3 protein-coding genes are annotated in these 3,706 nt (G+C 37.9%); all 3 read right to left on the bottom strand.

The features are described from left to right. Positions 1 to 403 (bottom strand): type I restriction-modification system subunit M N-terminal domain-containing protein (locus NWQ57_RS08795; RefSeq protein ID WP_306021776.1); only part of this gene is annotated, 403 nt, incomplete at its 3' end. Positions 404 to 480: 77 nt separating this feature from the next. Next, on the bottom strand, positions 481 to 1,644 hold the full coding sequence (locus NWQ57_RS08790; protein WP_306021775.1) for a hypothetical protein: 1,164 nt from the start codon (positions 1,642 to 1,644) through the stop codon (positions 481 to 483). 405 nt (positions 1,645 to 2,049) lie between these two features. Beyond that, the gene (locus tag NWQ57_RS08785) at positions 2,050 to 2,700 is read right to left on the bottom strand and encodes a hypothetical protein (RefSeq protein WP_306021774.1); all 651 of its coding nucleotides are present in this window, start codon (positions 2,698 to 2,700) and stop codon (positions 2,050 to 2,052) included. Positions 2,701 to 3,706 lie beyond the last annotated feature (1,006 nt).

Genomic DNA, 3,706 nt, shown 5'->3' with positions numbered 1-3,706 from the left:
CCCGGGCGTAGCGTTTATCTAAAATGCCTTTTAAGGTGGGGTTTTCCAGCTCGATTACGGCTAAAGCATCATCAATGCGCTTGCCAATATCGGCTTGCTTGGCGTTAGCGCGCAGTGCTTCCCAGCGCGCACCTTCTGGCACCCAGAACACGTTAACCATTTTAAAGTAGTCACGGTCTTCCAGCTCGGCGTTTAAATCTTCTTCGCTGGCATCAGCAAAATACAACTCGTCGCTGGGATCTTGAATACGCTTTAGCAGTTCAGCACGGCGAGCGGCGAAGGCGTCGGAGATAAACTTAACGAAAATCAGCCCCAGTACGATGTGCTTGTACTCAGCAGCATCCACGTTAGCACGCAGTTTATCAGCGGTGGCCCACAGGGTTTTCTTGATGTCTTGCAGCATGGTTGTTCCTGATAAAGAAAGTACGCAAAATTGCATATAAAAAGACTGGCAGAGCGCCAGTCTTTGTAATGACTTACTTAATTATTTAAACGTTGGCTTAACAGCCTAAATTGTTCTTTCATTTCTTCGTTTTGAAAAGGCTGTGCACTGGGTATTTGTAAATTAATCAAGGTTTGAAACGTATTGCGCCCTTGCTTAATAAGCTGAGAGACTTGTGAGCTAAGATTAACCGTTTTATAAGTGTTATTTGATACTTCATATTCACGTTGGGTAATTTGCATTGCTTCAAAGATTTTAGATCGTTGTTCTTTTAAAAGTGAAGCATACAAATCAATCACCTTAATGGTCATCTTATTAGATTGAATGTTCAGCTCTAAAGTCTCACGGTTACCACCTGATCTCAGCAGCTTTTCTGATTCTTTAATAACTGCATTGGCTTCGTTTTTAAAATTAACCAGTTTAGGCAAATACGCGTTATCAATTGTGGTTAAAAAGTCAGTTTGCATTTTTAACATTAACTTGTGCAATATAACGACCATACCGTAATAACGTTTAGCGAAACTGAGATTTTCACCTGAGTCTACCGTGGCGACTTCCAGCTGTTGGGTAATTTGTTTAATGCTATTAAAAACCACACTCATAGACAGTACTGAGTCACCGACTACAGAGGACAGCCAAACCTCTATTTGCTCGGCATCAAATTCAATACCCATAGAATAAAAGAGCTTTTGCATATCGAGCAAAATCGCATTCATGCTTTCTTTATGTGTGGCGATATTGTCTTTACGTAAAGCAATCAAGGCGTCAAAGTCACCACGCGTTTTTGCCGTCCATTCTTTTACTTTGGCAAAAGGAACATTGTCAGCAATGAAGGTTGCTTCACCACTTGGCGCAAACAACCGCTGCTCCTGTAAACGCGCAATTTCGTTGTACTCTTGAATGGTTTTCTGCTCGAGGATACGATAGTTTATTCTACTTCGACCAATCTCCGGTGCATCCAGCAGTTGAATCACTTCGTTAATTGTTTCGTCTAAGTCTTTATTGGCACTACTTTTATCGCGGCTAAACCACTTAGCATCGGGTAAAACACTCGTTTCATCAAAATAGCTTAATGCGGTATTGAGCTGTTTAAATATGGCAGGCTGGTCCAACGGCTTAACTGTGACATCACTGGCAAAAGTACACAGTGAAAACATCAAAATACTGATTGAAAGACTAGAAATAGCTGAAGTCTTAAACATTTAACATCCTTATCAAACGACAAAAAGCCTTAATAACTCATTATTTACCAAACAGGTAATAAGTTCAGCTTAATAAAATCAGATCTTAATTTAACGCATTTGGAAACAAAGGGGTAGCGCTGTTTAGCAATCGGTTATATTGAAGGTTATGTGTTTATAGATTGAGTTGCTGAATAACTAGATTTGATAATGAGTAATGGCTCATTATGTCACGCGGGGTGAGTGCTCACCGGCAGTTTCGTTAGAGCTTTCTGCAAAGCGGCGGATTAACTATTCAAACACCAGGCCCATATCATGGTTGCTAATTGCAGAGGGGTGTAAGTCGGTGTTAGCAAAGTTCTTCGCCACCTTAAAAGCATTGCCATGCAGCCTAATTTTTTCGTTCAGAGCAGTCAAAATCACCTTTTAAGCATGATGTATTGGCAAACAATCAACAAATTGATGGTGCAAATCACTGATAGGTTCCATAGCTTCATCATACCCCGTCAAGTTTGACAGCATTTGCATGTTAATAGCGGCTACGGCATTGCAGTTTCTAATCGCGTCATACATCATCTTAGGCTCGTATCCATTGCCATTACCGATTAGTGCAAGCAACCCGCTGTGCGTAAAACTATTAAGGGGTGTGTTGTTTATCGTTCTGAATTCATGCAATTGAGTTAAAATATGTGCTGGTGCTTCGGATTTATCTAGTGCTTTTAACATGTCCCCCAACATGGGTGTTTCTAGCTTTTTAAATTCATCAGCTTTGACTTGCCCTGCCGAACTTAACTTAGCCAACCATGTAGTGTTATCTGCAAACATTAACCAAAATCCTCGAATAAGACTTTCATACTGAGGCCGCATTAACGCAAAACCAGATGATAAAAATCCATCTTGAATGAGTTTAAGCGCTGATAAGCCATGTTCAAATGACAATATCCCCGATTGAAATGCTAGCCGATGCTTAATCTCGGGGACAGGTTCTAGCTCTCGTAGTAGATCGATATGCTCTGACATATACTCATACATTTCAAAGCACCGTGGTAAAAGTGCATCTAATTTCGATTTATACATTTGCCCTCCTACATTTTTCGCGTTAATTCCGTCGATAGGCTTAACAATTTACAGTTCTATAAACTATTAAACCGCCCAAAACCTTATCAACAACTTACCCACAACCCAGATATAAAAAAATAAATTGCTCGATAAATAACCAGGTATATTAAGTGCCCTTGCAATGTGCTCAGAAACCTCATTTTTAAACCATAATCCACCCGTCAACTTTAGGTGGTTAAGACAAGATAACAGAAAAAAAACAGTATTAGATTAATCTGAAATGCTGATTTTTATGCGCTTATATTCAAATTCATCATTTAAAAACCAAAAAATTGAAAATATTTTAATTTTTTTTAAAATATTTTACCTGTTCATTAAATGCACAAAGTAGATTAAATTGCGTTCGTTTTTTCAGCACCTAGACTGCGTCATGAAAAATATTTAAATGACTTATCCACAGGTTTCAACCTGTATAACTTATAAATAATTTACAGTGCTTACGGCTTCGAATTTCGATATTCCCTTTATAAAATGGCCTACCTCACTTTTTAGAGCTTAAAATTCGAACATGAAAAAAGTTGGTTGCAACATTTAATAAACAATGGAGAGCAAAAAACGCTCAGCTCAAAAAGCAATCAAAAACAATAATTTATATTGCTTTTATATTTCCCATAAACTTAAAATGAAAGGTTTTGTTACTCTTTGAAAAAGCTGCTAAAAATGAGTTATGCAACGATTTCACCCCTTCCTAATAAATTTTCAATGTGTTCTCATTTCATTTCTGACGAAGACATCATCAACTAATTTATTGTTTATAGATTAAATTTGAATGTGTTTTTGTGTAGTTGAAAATAGATTGAATAACCAATTTCGTCACCAAAATGGATGTTGTTGTTCGGATAGCTTGAGCGCCTTAGTCACTTGAATGTGTACAAAGCTTTAAGCAAAACCTTTAAATATGAACTATAAGATCTACTCTGTAAAGGAGTGGCGAGGAAAACATTGTGAAAAATTCAATTAGAGC

It is taken from the genome of Paraglaciecola sp. (genome assembly GCF_030730205.1).
GTDB lineage: Bacteria > Pseudomonadota > Gammaproteobacteria > Enterobacterales > Alteromonadaceae > Paraglaciecola.
Note: the sequence above shows the minus strand (reverse complement) of the source record. Positions and strands in the feature narration are given on the sequence as shown.

Bases quoted from the DNA above. Each gene is read 5' to 3' on its own strand.
- NWQ57_RS08790 (WP_306021775.1), bottom strand. From the start codon at position 1,644: ATGTTTAAGACTTCAGCTATTTCTAGTCTTTCAATCAGTATTTTGATG.
- NWQ57_RS08785 (WP_306021774.1), bottom strand. From the start codon at position 2,700: ATGTATAAATCGAAATTAGATGCACTTTTACCACGGTGCTTTGAAATG.